The organism is Pectobacterium aroidearum (assembly GCF_041228105.1).
In the GTDB taxonomy this organism is placed as follows: domain Bacteria; phylum Pseudomonadota; class Gammaproteobacteria; order Enterobacterales; family Enterobacteriaceae; genus Pectobacterium; species Pectobacterium aroidearum.
In genome coordinates this window covers 3,028,416-3,042,826 of sequence record NZ_CP166097.1, presented here as the reverse complement: position 1 = coordinate 3,042,826, position 14,411 = coordinate 3,028,416, and the positions used below count along the sequence as shown (strand labels likewise).

14 protein-coding genes and 1 other annotated feature are annotated in these 14,411 nt (G+C 51.3%); of the genes, 3 read left to right on the top strand and 11 right to left on the bottom strand.

The features are described from left to right. The first annotated feature begins 63 nt into the window (after positions 1–63). A complete protein-coding gene (ihfB, locus tag AB8809_RS13935; RefSeq protein ID WP_005967571.1) occupies positions 64–348 on the top strand; it encodes an integration host factor subunit beta in 285 nt (94 codons plus the stop codon). Positions 349–651: 303 nt separating this feature from the next. Next, positions 652–2,508, top strand: coding sequence for an amidohydrolase (locus tag AB8809_RS13930; protein ID WP_349856355.1), 1,857 nt, complete (start codon positions 652–654; stop codon positions 2,506–2,508). Between the two features lie 55 nt (positions 2,509–2,563). Here AB8809_RS13930 and hisIE read toward each other — a convergent pair whose 3' ends face one another. The 9 genes from hisIE to hisL all read right to left on the bottom strand — a co-directional run bounded on the left by hisIE (position 2,564) and on the right by hisL (position 9,935). Further along, positions 2,564–3,196: a bifunctional phosphoribosyl-AMP cyclohydrolase/phosphoribosyl-ATP diphosphatase HisIE gene (gene hisIE, locus AB8809_RS13925; RefSeq protein ID WP_349856354.1), complete on the bottom strand. Its 633-nt coding sequence runs from the start codon at positions 3,194–3,196 to the stop codon at positions 2,564–2,566. Then, positions 3,190–3,966 (bottom strand): imidazole glycerol phosphate synthase subunit HisF, encoded by a 777-nt coding sequence (gene hisF, locus AB8809_RS13920; RefSeq protein ID WP_181828400.1) that lies wholly within the window; start codon positions 3,964–3,966, stop codon positions 3,190–3,192. Before hisF ends, hisIE begins: the two co-directional genes overlap by 7 nt. Then, the gene (gene hisA, locus AB8809_RS13915; protein ID WP_005967577.1) at positions 3,948–4,685 is read right to left on the bottom strand and encodes a 1-(5-phosphoribosyl)-5-[(5-phosphoribosylamino)methylideneamino]imidazole-4-carboxamide isomerase; all 738 of its coding nucleotides are present in this window, start codon (positions 4,683–4,685) and stop codon (positions 3,948–3,950) included. The genes hisF and hisA overlap by 19 nt, the downstream gene beginning before the upstream one ends. A 6-nt stretch (positions 4,686–4,691) precedes the next feature. Further along, positions 4,692–5,282 (bottom strand): imidazole glycerol phosphate synthase subunit HisH, encoded by a 591-nt coding sequence (hisH, locus tag AB8809_RS13910; protein ID WP_015839992.1) that lies wholly within the window; start codon positions 5,280–5,282, stop codon positions 4,692–4,694. Continuing rightward, positions 5,282–6,349 (bottom strand): bifunctional histidinol-phosphatase/imidazoleglycerol-phosphate dehydratase HisB, encoded by a 1,068-nt coding sequence (gene hisB / locus AB8809_RS13905; RefSeq protein WP_180776973.1) that lies wholly within the window; start codon positions 6,347–6,349, stop codon positions 5,282–5,284. The genes hisH and hisB overlap by 1 nt, the downstream gene beginning before the upstream one ends. A 15-nt stretch (positions 6,350–6,364) precedes the next feature. After that, positions 6,365–7,438, bottom strand: a complete 1,074-nt coding sequence (gene hisC / locus AB8809_RS13900) for a histidinol-phosphate transaminase (protein ID WP_181846600.1) — start codon at positions 7,436–7,438, stop codon at positions 6,365–6,367. After that, the gene (gene hisD, locus AB8809_RS13895) at positions 7,435–8,763 is read right to left on the bottom strand and encodes a histidinol dehydrogenase (RefSeq protein WP_349856353.1); all 1,329 of its coding nucleotides are present in this window, start codon (positions 8,761–8,763) and stop codon (positions 7,435–7,437) included. The genes hisC and hisD overlap by 4 nt, the downstream gene beginning before the upstream one ends. 5 nt (positions 8,764–8,768) lie before the next feature. Then, a complete protein-coding gene (gene hisG, locus AB8809_RS13890; protein WP_181844282.1) occupies positions 8,769–9,668 on the bottom strand; it encodes an ATP phosphoribosyltransferase in 900 nt (299 codons plus the stop codon). Between the two features lie 122 nt (positions 9,669–9,790). After that, positions 9,791–9,912, bottom strand: a sequence feature (His leader region). After that, a complete protein-coding gene (gene hisL / locus AB8809_RS13885) occupies positions 9,888–9,935 on the bottom strand; it encodes a his operon leader peptide (protein WP_106389040.1) in 48 nt (15 codons plus the stop codon). (Overlaps the previous feature by 25 nt.) Positions 9,936–10,219: 284 nt before the next feature. On the opposite strand from hisL, the gene AB8809_RS13880 reads away from it, so the two are divergent. Next, positions 10,220–11,065 carry an SDR family oxidoreductase gene (locus AB8809_RS13880; protein ID WP_349856351.1) on the top strand — a complete coding sequence of 282 codons (846 nt, stop codon included), beginning with the start codon at positions 10,220–10,222 and terminating at the stop codon, positions 11,063–11,065. Between the two features lie 619 nt (positions 11,066–11,684). Here AB8809_RS13880 and AB8809_RS13875 read toward each other — a convergent pair. Both AB8809_RS13875 and AB8809_RS13870 read right to left on the bottom strand, forming a co-directional pair. Further along, positions 11,685–12,386, bottom strand: a complete 702-nt coding sequence (locus AB8809_RS13875; RefSeq protein WP_180776969.1) for a response regulator — start codon at positions 12,384–12,386, stop codon at positions 11,685–11,687. A gap of 106 nt (positions 12,387–12,492) precedes the next feature. After that, positions 12,493–14,097 carry a sensor histidine kinase gene (locus tag AB8809_RS13870; protein WP_349856350.1) on the bottom strand — a complete coding sequence of 535 codons (1,605 nt, stop codon included), beginning with the start codon at positions 14,095–14,097 and terminating at the stop codon, positions 12,493–12,495. Positions 14,098–14,411 lie beyond the last annotated feature (314 nt).

The following is a 14,411-nucleotide window of genomic DNA, read 5'->3' as shown; positions in this document are numbered from 1 at the left end:
TGCTCATTCTTGTAACGGTAGTCAGTTATCCTGGTTATTGATAGCCACGCATTTGGAGGAGCTATGACCAAGTCTGAACTTATTGAAAGGCTTGCTGGACAGCAATCTCATATCCCGGCCAAAGTGGTTGAGGATGCAGTGAAAGAAATGCTCGAACAAATGGCTTCTACGTTAGCCGAAGGCGATCGTATAGAAATCCGTGGGTTTGGCAGCTTTTCACTTCACTACCGTGCACCGCGTGTAGGTCGTAATCCGAAAACGGGTGATAAAGTTGAGCTGGAAGGTAAGTATGTCCCTCACTTTAAACCGGGCAAGGAACTCCGCGACCGCGCTAACATTTATGGTTAATCGTTAGCCATAAATACCAGCCTTATAAAAGCACCCTATATTGGGTGCTTTTTTATGTTTATCGTTCTTCTTCTTTCCGAACGACTGCACGACTGATGATGTGACCGACTGGCCGTTCAGAAAAACACCACGCTATATGCCTCTTTTTTTCCTGCCATTCCATAGGTTAAGTGACCGCCCGCACACGAAATATGAATTTTTTGATTTTCAACCGTTTGGACGTTGAAGTTTTGAAGGTTGTTACCTATTTTTCATTCGGAACATTAACATTTCTAATGCGTTATCTCTAAATAAGGAAAGTGTATGAGTGAAGCGTGTGGTCATTCCGGCGGCATAAGCTGTTCCTGTTGCAGCCCTCTGTGGAAATCATTTCTCCCTAAAACGTCAATTGATATCCCGGAAGAAGAAAATAGTCTGTTTACCGAAACGAAATTATTCCGCTCTGCGCCAAATAAAGATGGTAGTCCTGGAAAAGCGATTCTGACGCTAGAGGATGGGCAGGACGTGGCGGTTGAAGCGATGGGGATTCATGATGGACTCGTGGTTGCAACGGGTTCATACCAGGATGTGAAGGCCAAAATGCCGAAAAACACATCGGAGCACCTATTATCAGGTAATCAAGCACTGTTGCCAGGCCTGATTGAACCGCATGTACATATCATTAATACGGCGATGTTATCTGCTATCGGCAATGATGTTAGCCCGTTTGAAGAACAGACATTACGCAAAGATTATAATAGAGATTGGGTGACATCCAGCCTGGCTACGAAGGTGGCGGCAAAGTCGGATTCGGACTGGCTTATTGGCTTTGGTGCAGACCCTTCCTTGTTTATTGGTGGAGAGAAGGAATTCAATGCCACCATTCTTGATGAACATGTGACGGATAAACGACCCGTTTTTGTCATCAATGCCTCGATGCACATTGCCTATATCAATACCTGTGCCATTAAACTTGTCAAAACTAAAGGCGTTGATGCTCCATCGGACGGTATTCTGAACGAAATCACGGGTATAAAGCCTGTTGTGGACGTCATTACCAGTAGTTACTCCCAAACAGAATTGGCGGCGAAGTTAGTTGCCGCAGTGCATCATTTGTTTGGTGTGGCGAGTCAGCGCGGTGTGACTTATATGCTTGATGCGGGCGTTGAACCCAAAAGCGAGCAGTCTGCTTTTGATCAAGTGAGCTTGCTGGATAAATGGGCGCATCTGCCGGGCTGCCCGGTGCGAATTGGCGGCGCGCTGCTCGTGACGAGTGATGGTGATTTCAAGAGTCACGTGGTCGATTCTTACTCCCCAGGCTACGGTGATGAACATTTTCACTTACCGTATATCAAGATTATTTCGGATGGCTCTAATCAAGGGCTGACGGGGTATCAGTCCAAGCCGTATTGTTGTAACAGCCGCTATGAAAAAACGCCGAGTGAAACAAATGCTGGTGCTTTCAACTTCGATCCTCTCACGGACATCAATACGTTGGTGAGTAGCGTTGTGCAACATAAATGGCCGTTGATGATTCATACGAATGGCGATGAGGCCATTAGTCTGACATTAGCGTCATTTCAAGAGGCTGGCGTGACATCTGATACCTATGAACAGCGCCGCGATCGTCTGGAACATGCATCCCTGCTGAGTGATGATCATCTGTCTGAAATGGTGTCATGTGGTATTTCGCCGAGTTTCTTGATTGGTCATGTGGGGTATTGGGGCTGGGCATTTCAGAAAACCATATTGGGAGAAGGTCGGGCTAATCACCTCGATCGCTGCCAGACCGCACTTAATCATGGGATGAGGATTACGCTACACAGCGATAACGGTGTTACACCGCTTGGTCCGCTGCGCATGATGGAACAGGCTATTTCACGGGTGATGGAAGGTGCACCTCAACAGGCGACTCCTGCTGTGCTGTGTGAGCAAGAACGGATTTCCCGTTTTGCTGCACTGAAAGCCACAACCTATGATGCTGCCTGGCAATGTCATGCAGATCAGTGGGTCGGTTCGCTCGTTGCAGGTAAATGTGCTGATTTTGTTATTTTGGCGGATTCTCCGCTGACCTATGACTCAGCAGACAAGAATAATCCGGTCAAAGATATGCGTGATATCCCGGTTCTGGAAACCTGGAAAGGAGGACGTAAAGTGTATTCAGGAACGGGTCATTCTTAACGTCGCATCATGCTAAAGCCCCGCGTTATCATTGACCGATAACGCGGGGGAAAGCTTACTTATTGTGACGCTCTTTCAGACGATTGATGATGGTCGCCAGATCCAAATCTTGATCCTGCAACAGCACCAGCAAGTGGTACATTAAATCGGCGGCTTCGTTGGTCAGTTCCTCGCGGTCATGCACCGTTGCTGCTAATGCGGTTTCCAGTCCTTCCTCACCCACTTTCTGCGCAATACGCTTGGTGCCGCTGGCATACAGGCGTGCGGTATACGAGCTATCTGGATCGGCGTGCTTACGCTCGGCCAGCAACTGTTCCAACTGATAGAGGAACGTCCAGTCGCTGGCAGCAGGCGAGAAGCAGCTGCTGGTGCCCAGATGACAGGTTGGCCCGATTGGGTTAACCAGAATCAGCAGCGTATCGTTATCGCAGTCTGGCGTAATAGAGACGACATTCAGGAAATGTCCCGAAGATTCACCTTTGGTCCACAACCGCTGTTTGGTACGCGAGAAAAACGTGACTTTTCCGCTTTTCTCCGTGGCCTGCAAGGCATCCTGATTCATGTAGCCCAGCATCAATACTTCACCGGATACTGCGTGTTGCACGACAACCGGCAGCATGCCGTCCGTTTTTTCCCAATCGAGTTGGTTCCGTTGTTCGTCGTTTAGAAAGAACTTTTCGCTTAACACACTCGAATCTCCACACCCTGTTGCTTAAGATATTGTTTCAACTCGCCAATATTAATAATTTGCTTGTGAAACACCGATGCTGCCAGCGCGCCATCTACATGGGCTGTTTGGAATGCATCCAGAAAATGTTCCATGGTGCCTGCGCCGCCGGAAGCAATAAGCGGGACGTTGCAGACATCACGCACCAGATTGAGCTGGTGTAAATCATAGCCGTTGCGCACGCCGTCCTGATTCATCATGTTCAGTACAATCTCACCCGCGCCGCGCTTTTGCACTTCTTCTACCCAGTCCAGCGTTTCCCAGGTGGTGACCTTGGTACGTGCTTCATCGCCTGTGTATTGATTAACGTGGTAGCGGCCCGTCGAGGCATCGTGCCAGGTATCAATCCCGACGACGATGCACTGCACGCCATAACGATCGGCCAGTCGGGTAATCAGCTCTGGGTCGGCCAGTGCCGGTGAGTTGATGGAAATTTTATCCGCGCCGAAAGAGAGAATTTGGCCTGCTTCTTCCACGCTTTTAATACCGCCTGCCACGCAAAAGGGAATATCGATAACTTCGGCAACGCGGGATACCCAACTTTTATCGACCACTCGGCCATCGGAAGAGGCGGTAATATCATAAAACACGAGCTCATCAGCACCTTCCTGCGCGTAGCGCTGCGCCAGCGGCACGATGTCACCGATGATTTCGTGATTGCGGAACTGCACACCTTTGACGACCTGACCGTTACGCACGTCCAGACAAGGGATTATCCGTTTTGCCAGCATGAAATAGCCTCCGCGACGTTAAATTTACCTTCCAGCAGCGCACGACCTACGATCACGCCTTGCACACCGCTGCCGCGCAAATTGGCGATATCTGTCAGGTTACCTATACCACCGGATGCCTGAAAGGCAATCTGCGGGTAGCGCTGGCTGATTTCACGATAGAGCTCGACGTTGGAGCCGCTCAGCGTACCGTCACGGGAAATGTCAGTACACAGTACATGCTTCAGACCGAACGGCAAATATTGCTCGACGACCTGCTCAAGCGTGGCGTCAGAATTTTCCTGCCAGCCGCTGATGGCGACGAACTTTGTGCCGTTGGCGTCAATACGCACGTCCAGCGCCAGCACCAGCGCTTCTGCGCCGTAGCGGGTGAACCATTGCTGAACCAATTCCGGCTGTTTCACGGCAGTGGAGCCGATAACGACACGGCTGGCGCCAGCTTTTAATAACGCTTCCACGTCCTGTTCGGTGCGAATGCCGCCGCCGATCTGAACTGGTACGCTAACGCCAGCCAACAGCGTGGTTAATAGCGGAATCTGGCGGGCAGAAGGATCTTTTGCACCAGTTAAATCCACCAAGTGCAGCACGCCAGCCCCTTGCTGCTGGTAATCCTGCAGGCGTGGAAGCGGGTCGCTGCCGTACTGGCGCTGTTGGCCATAATCACCCTGATGCAGACGGACAACCTGTCCATCAATCAGATCTAATGCGGGAATAATCATGACGCTCTACATCTCCAGAAAGTTTTTCAGCAGTTGCGCACCCGCAGCACCTGAGCGCTCTGGGTGGAATTGCACGCCAAAGAAATTATCTTTTTCCAGCGCGGCAGTGAATGCTTCGCCGTAGTTGGCTTGGGCAATCGTGTTTTCGCAAACTGGCATGGCGTAGCTGTGAACGAAATAGAAATAGGCACCGTCATCGATATCGCGGAATAAACGGTGTCCGGCCTTCGGAATCACCTGATTCCAGCCCATGTGTGGTAGCGGCAAGCCGTGGTCAACCATCTTTTGCACTGGCGAATCGACAATCCCCAGCGTGGGGATGCCACCATTTTCGTCGCTGTGTGTCCCCAGCAATTGCATGCCGAGGCAAATACCGAGAACCGGTTGAGTACAGGCTTTGATCAGCGCGATCAGTTCACGCTCTTCCAGTTGATTCATCGCCGCCTGCGCGGTGCCAACGCCCGGCAGAAACAGTTTATCTGCCTGCAGGACTATCTCGGCCTCGCGACTGACTACGGGGGTATACCCCAATCGCTGAACGGCATAGGTTACCGAAGAGAGGTTGGCGCAGCCGGTATCAAGAATGACGACCTTCATCAGAGCACTCCTTTCGAGCTCGGCAGCGTATCACCCTCGACGCGAATTGCCTGGCGCAGCGTGCGTCCGAAGACTTTAAACAGGCTTTCCACACGGTGATGATCGTTACGCCCCTTGGTTTTCAGGTGCAGCGTACAGGCCATGGAATAGGACAGCGAGCGGAAGAAGTGCTCGACCATTTCCGTGCTCAGGTCGCCCACACGCTGGTAGCTGAACTCCGCCTTATATTCCAGATGCGGACGCCCGGAAATATCCAGCGCACAGCGTGCCAGACATTCATCCATTGGCAGGACAAAGCCAAAGCGACCAATACCGCGTTTGTCACCCAGCGCTTTATTCAACGCTTCGCCCAGCGCCAGACCGGTATCTTCCACCGTGTGGTGATCGTCAATGTACAGATCGCCTTTCACTTCAATATTCATGCGGAAGCCGCCGTGGGTGGCGATTTGATCCAGCATGTGATCGAAGAATCCGACGCCAGTGTTGATTTTGCTGCCGCCTTCCTGATCCAGCCAGACGTTCACGTCAATCGCGGTTTCGCGCGTAACGCGGTTAACGTGGGCATGGCGATTACGCTTGGTTAACTGGTTGGTAATCGCTTGCCAGTTCAACCCGCCGCGCTGGTAGAGCAGGCCAGTAATGCCCATGTTTTGCGCCAGTTGGATATCGGTCTGGCGGTCGCCGATGACGTAGCTATTTGCCACATCCATCAGGCCATTATTCAAATAGCTGGTGACCAGTTCGGTTCTGGGTTTGCGGCAAGCGCAGTTATCCGCTGGCAAGTGTGGGCAAATCAGCACTTGTTCAAACTGGATGCCCTGCGATGTCAGAATCTGCATCATCAGGTTGTGCGGTGGATCGAAGGTTTCTTGCGGAAAGCTTTCGGTTCCCAGTCCATCCTGATTCGTGATCATCACCAGCGTATAGCCAGCTTTTTGCAGCGCCAGCAGCGAGGGAATGACATCTGGTTCCAGCGCCAGTTTATCCAGACGGTCAACCTGAAAATCCTCAGGCGGTTCAGCAATCAATGTTCCGTCACGGTCGATAAAGAGGTATTTCTGGCCCACGTGAGCTCCTTAAAATTAAGCGTTGATGCCCGGCAGTGATTGTAATGCAGCAACAACGCGTTCGCATTCGTAGCGGTTGCCGATAGTAATGCGCAAACAGCCTGCAAGGCTCGGTTGCTTATTTTGGTCACGCAGAATAATGCCCTGATCCCACAGTGTTTTAAATACAGACGGGGAGGCGGTAAAACGAACCAGCAGATAGTTGCTTTCGCTGGGGAAGACTTCTTCAATGCAGGGAATGTCTTTTAAGGCATCGCTCAGCCAGCGGCGAGCGGATGTAATCTCCTCAACATTCGCCTTCATTTTGGCGATCCCTTCACGGCTCAGCGCCTGCGCCGCAATATCTGCCACGGGGGTGGACAGAGGATAAGGGGCAATAACTTTCAGCAGAAGCTGAATCACTTCAGGGTTTGCCAGCGTAAAGCCACAGCGCAATCCGGCGAGCGAAAAGGCTTTAGACAAGGTACGCAGAATTACCAAATGAGGAAACTCGTCCAGCCAGACCGCGGTAGTCGCCTGCGGGCAGAATTCAATATAGGCTTCATCGATAACGACCAGCGCTTTTCCCTGTGCCATCGTGAGCAACTGGCGTAAATCTTCTCGTGCAATCAGGTTGCCGGTCGGGTTATTCGGGCTGCAAACGTAAATGACTTTGGTACCATCCAACTGCGCCTCGATAGACTCAAGATCCAACTGCCAGTCAGCTTTACTGGCTGCGGTGCGACGTTCTACACCAAACGTTTCGGCGCTAACGGCATACATACCGTAGGTCGGAGGACAGAACAGGATGGCGTCTTTCCCCGGTTCGCAGAATGCACGGATCAGTAATTCGATACCTTCGTCGGCACCGCGGCTGACCAGAACCTGCTCCGGCTGAACACCCGCATACTCGGCGTAACGGTTGATGACCTGTACCGGCTGACATTCCGGGTAGCGGTTCAGCGTCTGTAGCGTCAATTGAAACGCGGGGGCTTCCGGGTATTCATTGGCGTTCAGCCAAACATCGCCGTTGCCGCCCAGACGACGGGCAGACTGGTAGGGGGTTAACGCACGGACGTTGGCACGTGCCAGTTGTTCAATGCTGCTCATGCTTGCTCCTTCAGTGCTGCGACACGCAGGGTAACGGCGTTTTTGTGGGCAGTTAGCTGTTCGGCCTGTGCCAATGTTTCTATCGTCGGTGCCAGTTGCAGTAACCCCTGCGGCGTGAGCTGCTGTACGGTCATGCGCTTCTGGAAATCGGCCAGACCCAGGCTTGAATAGGTTGAGGTATAACCATAGGTCGGCAGAACGTGGTTAGTACCGGAGGCGTAGTCGCCAGCGGACTCCGGCGACCAGTCGCCGAGGAACACGGAACCGGCGCTGGTGATGCTATCAACCAGTGATTCGGCATCGCGCGTCTGGATGATCAGGTGCTCTGGGCCATATTGATTGCTGATCTCAACGCACTGCGCCAAATCACGTGCGACGATGACGCGGCTACTGGCAAGTGCCTGACGCGCGATGTCTGCACGGGACAGTTGCGTGAGCTGTTCTTCAACGGCGTCCGCCACGGCTTTAGCCATTGCTGCGTCTGGCGTGAGCAGAATGACCTGTGAATCTGGGCCGTGCTCTGCTTGCGACAGCAGGTCGGAGGCAACAAACGCGGGCGTTGCGCCGCTGTCGGCGATCACCAGCACTTCGGAAGGACCGGCGGGCATATCAATGGCTGCGCCATCAAGCTGCTGACTAACCTGACGCTTGGCTTCCGTGACGTACGCATTGCCAGGGCCAAAAATTTTGTCTACTTTCGGCACGCTCTCTGTGCCAAACGCCATCGCAGCAATCGCTTGCGCGCCGCCGAGCTGAAAGACTTCTTTAATGCCGCACAGCTGGGCGGCATACAGAATTTCATCGGCAATCGGCGGCGGTGAACACAGCACCACGCGACCGCAGCCGGCGATGCGCGAAGGCGTTCCCAGCATCAACACGGTTGACGGCAGCGGGGCGGAACCGCCAGGGATATACAGGCCGACGGTCGCGATAGGGCGAGTGAGCTGCTGGCAACGCACGCCCGGCTGCGTTTCGATATCGACAGTCGGCAGCTTTTGCGCGTTGTGGAATGTTTCGATATTACGCACGGCGATCGCCATCGCCTGTTTGACGTCATCACCCAGACGCGCCGCGGCTGCGGCGATCTCGGCATCGGTGACGCGAATCGCCTCTACCTGAACTTTGTCAAACTGGGCGCTGTAGTCGCGCAGGGCGCTATCACCACGGCTTTTTACGTTTGCCAGAATATCGCTCACGATGGCGGTGATGCGGTCTGACGCGGAAATGGCCGGGCGAGTCAGTAGCTGACGCTGCTCTTCTGCTGAGCAGCGCTGCCAGTCGACGAGCGTGCTGAAACTGCCGGTGCTGTTGGTGTTATCAGCCATCGTCATCACTCCATCATTTTTTCAATCGGCAGAACCAGAATGGAACTGGCACCCAACGATTTCAGTTTTTCCATCGTTTCCCAGAACAGCGTTTCGCTGCTGACCATGTGCATGGCGACGCGACTTTGGTCACCCGCCAGTGGCAGAATGGTTGGACGCTCGGCGCCGGGCAGCAGGGAAATGACTTCTTCCAGACGTTCGCTAGGCGCGTGCAGCATGATGTATTTTGACTCGCGCGCCTGAATCACGCCCTGCATACGGGTCAGCAGTTTATCGATCAGCTGTTGTTTCTCTGCGGGCATCTCGCCGTCGCGTTGAATCAGGCAGGCTTTGGAGCGGTAAATCACTTCCACTTCACGCAGGCCGTTGGCTTCCAGCGTGGCACCGGTCGATACCAGATCGCAGATGGCATCGGCCAGACCAGCACGCGGTGCAACTTCGACAGAACCGTTAAGCAGACAGGATTTGAAGCTGACAGATTTTCTGTCGAGATATTGTTTGAGCAGGTGAGGATAAGAGGTGGCGATACGTTTGTTTTGCAGACACTCAGGACCGGTATAGGCTTCGTCCAATGGCATCGCCAGCGACAGGCGGCAGCCGCCAAAATCCAGACGGCGCAGCGTGAAGTAACGCGGATCTTCGCCCTGAGCGCGGCGGTTTAACAGTTCTTCTTCCAGCACGTTTTCGCCGATGATGCCCAGATCGACCACGCCATCCATTACCAGACCGGGGATATCATCATCGCGCACGCGCAGGATATCAATCGGCATATTTTCTGCGAACGCAATCAGGCGCTGTTGCTGTAAGTTGATTTTGATCCCGCAGCGCGCCAGCAGTTCGCGTGAATCGTCGCTCAGGCGGCCTGACTTCTGCATTGCTATCCGTAAACGTGTTTTATCCAGCATGGAAACCTCATTAACCTGTCAAATTTAAATTTTTGGAAATAGAGCGAGCATAAAAAAACGTCGGGAACGTTTTTTAACGTTGCATAGCAACGGCCTGCAAGGTGCGCGCAAGGATAGCGCGCATAAAAAAACCCTCGGAAGATGATCTTCCGAGGGCTCTCTTTGTGTTCTGCGCCACTGGAAGATCTTAACGTCTTCCAGCACCAACTGCCCGAAAGACTAATCAGGATGATGGTGATGATGGTGGTTAAACAGAACGCGTGTCATAAGTTGTCTCTTGGTTGTGTCAGTATTTATTAAATCAATAACGATTTGTCTGTCGAATAACCTAAACCATGTTCGGGTTGTTGTGCAACATTTTTTTAGCAGATGTAGGCAGTTCATTTTGGGTTGTGTGATGCGCCAGCCTAACCGCACGGGATATCGGCTTGTGATAGGCAGAAAGGGTTACTGAAATCGGACAGGCAGCCGTAGCGATAGGTATGAAAGCCGTTTACTCTGTAGGCGTGCGTAGTGTTACTTAACAGGCTCCTTGCAGGGGAGAACGGCAGATGAAAAAAGTATCGATTGTTGGATTGGGCTGGCTGGGTATGCCGCTGGCTTTGACGTTGAATGGACACGGCTACCACGTAACGGGAACGAAAACCACTCAGGACGGCGTCGAGGCCGCACGTATGAGCGGCATTGAGTGCTATCAATTGTCTCTGACGCCAAAACTGGAATGTGACGCTGACGAGCTTAGCGCGCTATTACAAGAGGTTGATGTCTTGATCGTGACGTTGCCCGCCAGCCGAACGGCGGAGGGGGGCGAAGGGTATGCGCAAGCGGTACAGCAGTTGGTGAATATGGCGCGCGTGTTTCATGTCCCACGCATTATCTTTACCAGTTCAACGTCGGTCTATGGTGATGGTAGCGGTACAGTAAGAGAAACCTCGCCGCTACAGCCGACGACGGTAGCAGGGAAGACGCTGGTGTCCCTCGAACAGTGGCTACAGCATTTACCCGATACGTCGGTGGATATCCTGCGTTTGGCAGGGCTGGTCGGCGGCGATCGCCATCCCGGGCGTTTTCTTGCTGGTAAAACCAATCTGCCGCGTGGCAATCATGGCGTGAATCTGGTGCATCAGGAAGATGTGCTGGCGGCTATCCTGTTGCTGCTGAAACTACCAAACGGTGGACATATCTATAACCTGTGTGCACCGGAACACCCTGCCAGACAGGATTTTTATCCTGAACAAGCACGCAGATTGCACGTGTCTCCACCGCAGTTTGCCCCCGTAGCCGAGAGCGATCAGGGTCGAATTGTTGACGGACAGCGTATCTGCCATGAACTTGGGTTTGACTATCAATATCCTAATCCATCAACAATGCCGCTGAACGAGGGTTCGCAGAGCTAAGCATCATATGCATCAGGGTTTTGATATCACGGTTTTTGATATCACGAATAGGATGCTTGATACGCCCGGATGCACATGATGCTATCCGGGCGTGAGCGGTTAAAAAGACGTCCAGTCGCTTTCTAGCGAGACGGCTTTTTTGTCTGCCGTTGACACTCGTTTTGACAGCGCATGTCGTGGCGTAGAGGAAGACGCACGTGAAGCGGCGCGGTTGTCAGATTGAGGCATGCGAAAGTGTTCGAGCAACTTCCTAATGATAATTCGTGAGGTTTCTCTCCTGCGGTTGGACAACGGCACACCACATTCAGGTTGAACTACCAATAAGCGTTACTGCAACCGTTTAAGAATAAACACAGATAATTTTGATTGTTTTTTAATTTTTAAAAAATAGAGAAGGAAATGGATGAATGAGAAACGTATTGAAAATACAAGTAGGGTAAAAATAACGAATGGTTAAATTTGGTATTAATGTCGGCGGATCTGACAGATCGATTAATCGCGCTATTCTTTTCCTGAGTTCTTATCGCACTTTTTATCTATCGTATCTTACATCGGCGTCTGTCTCTGCTGCATACCCTGTGACGGCACATTTCGCCGCCATAGGATAGGGCTGTGGTACCTAGTGGGCGTGCTTTGTACGATACAGCCGACGCGGATGACCAATCTTTCCGTAACGCATTTCGATATCGAGAAACTGGTTTTCAACGCAAAACTCCAGATAGCGGCGCGCCGTCGTTTTACTCAACCCGGTTTTTTCGACGATATCATCGACGGAATACAGCGTCTCACCGCCATCGCTGGCAAAAATCTGCTTGATCAACCCCAGCGTGTTCTCCTCAATACCTTTTGTTGATGAGGAAGGCGCGGCACCGGACGATTGCAGCTGATAGAGAATATCGACGTTCTGTTGATCGACAATTTTGTAGGTGTGCTGAGTTTTTACAAATTGAATAAATCGCTCCAGCGAAGAGCGCAGTCGCGGGTAGGAGAGCGGCTTGATGATGTAGTCAAAGGCTCCGCAGCGAATGGCCTGAGCGCAGGTATTCATATCGCTGGCTGCGGTAATAAAAATGACGGAACAGTCCATCCCTTTGAGCAGTTGGCTTTCAATCAGTGAGACGCCTTCGCCGTCGGGCAAATAGTTATCGAGCAGGATCAGGCGTGGTCTATGTTGTTGAAGGAGTTTTTTGGCTTCAAAAAGCGTCGCGGCAATCCCGACAACACGCAGATTGAAATGCTTTTCAATAAATTCAGCATGAATAGTTGCCAGCTTACTTTCATCTTCAACGATTAAGACATCGAAATGTTCAGTGTGCTGCATGGTGTGAATCCCTGTTAGTATCTGAAACATAAAAGAAGATCTGCTATCCGTTACACCCGTCATATTTCACGTTGCCTATGCGTCTTGCAACTCGCGGCAGCTCAACTTATTTGGGGGATAGCGGTATAAATAGGGAAAATATGCTGCCATTCGGCTGATTGGCCGAGACTTCAATCATTCCCTGCGCCTGGTTAACGTAGCTAGACACCAGATGCAGCCCCAGCCCGTGATCGCCCTGCGTTTTACTGGTTACGCCCATTTCAAACAGCCTATCGGCAATCGCCGGATCGATCCCCGTTCCCTGATCGGCGACCTCAATGACCAGTTCTTGTTCGCTATCATAGATATACACCTCGACAGGATAATGTGGGGCTGTAGTGGCTAATGTTGCTTCCATTGCGTTATCCAGCAAATTACCAATGATGGACATGAATTCCGTCTCGCTTAGCGCCGATGGAATACGGGTGAGCTGGCAGCGTGGATCGAAAACAATCTCAATGCCTTTTTCCCGAGCCGTTGCGTATTTACCCAGCAGTAACCCGCATAGGGCGGGCGAACAGAAGCGGCGGGAAACAAAATCCAGCACTACCTGGGCGCTTTCCGACTGTGCTTCAATATATTTTATCGCTTCGTCATAACGTTTTAGATGCAGAAGCCCGGCCAGCGTTGCTGTCCAGTTCAATTGCTCATGCCGCAGAATACGCAGACTGTTTGCATAACGTTTTACCTGACTAAGCTGCATGCTAAGCGTGTGGATATCGTTTTTGCTGCGGAAGCTGATGACCCAGCCCTGAAGCTCATCTTCCAGCATAATCCGTACCCGACTGGCAATCACGGTGGCATGGTTAAAACGGCAGATCTCATCGTGGGTGTCACTGTTCCACATGGCCTCGCCAGAGAAAAAAGGCACGGGTTTAATGACGGTATCAATCGGCTTGCCGCGCAACAGATAGGACGGTTCGTTCAGCCCGAGGATCTCTTTGGCCGCATGGTTAATGGCGGCGATGCGGTGCTGTTTGTCGATGGCGATGACCCCTTCATAGATCGATTCGAGCAGTGCTTTCTGTTGCCTGACCAACATGCGAATCTCAAGGGGTTCGAGGCCAAACATCTGCTTTTTCAGATTCCGCGAGAACCACCAGGAAAAGATAAACAGTGCGACAAAGAGCGCCAGAATGGCCAACAGAATGTGCGCCAGTTTACTGAAGGTTAGATTGTCGATGTGAGTTTTCAGATAACCAACGGAGACAATACCGATAACCTGACCGTCAGCGACGATCGGTGCTTTGCTGCGTAGTGAGACACCTATGCTACCGTGACGCACGGTAATCACGCTTTTTCCCGCGAGTACGTCGAAATTATCTCCGCCGACCATTTGCGTGCCGACGAGCTTATCGCTTTCCGCGTATTCAGAATGAAACAGATGACGCGCCTGATTATCACCGACCACGATATAGCTGGCATCACTACGCTGTTTTAATTGCTGAGCGAGGGTATATATCTGTTTAATATCTCTATTTTTTACCGATTCCACCAGCGTTGGGATGATGGCGATCTCTCTGGCCTGCACCTGCGCGCGCGTACCCAACTCGGAATACAGCTGCTTATCGATATCGTGATAATAATAAATGCCTGTCATCAGAAGTAACGCAGAGAAGAAGACGATCAAATAGATAAATAATTTGATATGAAAGGAAAGTCTCAATCTCATGATATGCGGTTGCCTGACGGTAAATGAGAAATAGCTGATGAATTTATCACGAATGGTAATAAGAATGGACTGAGAGGAAAAAACTTGTGAGCAATAACACGTTTAAATAGGTTGCAAGCAATAGAGTGTCGGTAATAATAAGATAAAATTAAACGTATCCTTTTTGTTTAATAAACAACTTAATTACTTTTTATCAACATAATTATGTTTGGGAAATAAAAACCATAAACACCATAAAAACCTTAAAATTTATTTTGAGCGTAAATTCATCTAACTGCCTGCGTTATAAACGATTTTCGAATATAAACCATAAA

Coding starts and splice junctions, on each gene's coding strand:
- ihfB (WP_005967571.1), top strand. CDS start 64: ATGACCAAGTCTGAACTTATTGAAAGGCTTGCTGGACAGCAATCTCAT.
- AB8809_RS13930 (WP_349856355.1), top strand. CDS start 652: ATGAGTGAAGCGTGTGGTCATTCCGGCGGCATAAGCTGTTCCTGTTGC.
- hisA (WP_005967577.1), bottom strand. CDS start 4,685: ATGATTATTCCCGCATTAGATCTGATTGATGGACAGGTTGTCCGTCTG.
- hisF (WP_181828400.1), bottom strand. CDS start 3,966: ATGCTGGCAAAACGGATAATCCCTTGTCTGGACGTGCGTAACGGTCAG.
- AB8809_RS13870 (WP_349856350.1), bottom strand. CDS start 14,097: ATGAGATTGAGACTTTCCTTTCATATCAAATTATTTATCTATTTGATC.
- hisC (WP_181846600.1), bottom strand. CDS start 7,438: ATGAGCAGCATTGAACAACTGGCACGTGCCAACGTCCGTGCGTTAACC.
- hisD (WP_349856353.1), bottom strand. CDS start 8,763: ATGGCTGATAACACCAACAGCACCGGCAGTTTCAGCACGCTCGTCGAC.
- hisH (WP_015839992.1), bottom strand. CDS start 5,282: ATGAAGGTCGTCATTCTTGATACCGGCTGCGCCAACCTCTCTTCGGTA.
- hisG (WP_181844282.1), bottom strand. CDS start 9,668: ATGCTGGATAAAACACGTTTACGGATAGCAATGCAGAAGTCAGGCCGC.
- AB8809_RS13880 (WP_349856351.1), top strand. CDS start 10,220: ATGAAAAAAGTATCGATTGTTGGATTGGGCTGGCTGGGTATGCCGCTG.
- AB8809_RS13875 (WP_180776969.1), bottom strand. CDS start 12,386: ATGCAGCACACTGAACATTTCGATGTCTTAATCGTTGAAGATGAAAGT.